Annotated in this window: 1 protein-coding gene; it reads right to left on the bottom strand. The window is 63.0% G+C overall.

What is annotated here, in order from left to right:
* On the bottom strand, positions 1-270 hold a 270-nt coding region (locus SB754_RS20060; protein ID WP_410784134.1), incomplete at its 3' end, for an alpha/beta fold hydrolase.
* Positions 271-276 lie beyond the last annotated feature (6 nt).

Here is a 276-nt window from a genome sequence, read left to right as displayed (position 1 = left end):
GACCAGACCATCGCGGGTCGGGTTGTCGGTGAACTCCATCAGCAGCTTGATGCCTTCACTCGGACCCGACGAGAAGACGTTCTTGCCCATGCCGCCGATCGTGACGAGTTTGGCGACGCGCTGCGGTTCATCGAGTGCGACCTTGGTCGCGATGATGCCGCCCATGGAATTTCCGATCATGTCGACCGCGCCGAGTCCCAGGCCATCGAGGAACTGCCCGACTGCTGATTGCGCCATCACCATCGGATGGCCCTCGCCCGGGTCGCTCACGCCGAA

The sequence above is a fragment of the Leifsonia sp. SIMBA_070 genome (genome assembly GCF_046534635.1).
GTDB lineage: Bacteria > Actinomycetota > Actinomycetes > Actinomycetales > Microbacteriaceae > Leifsonia.
Note: the sequence above shows the minus strand (reverse complement) of the source record. Positions and strands in the feature narration are given on the sequence as shown.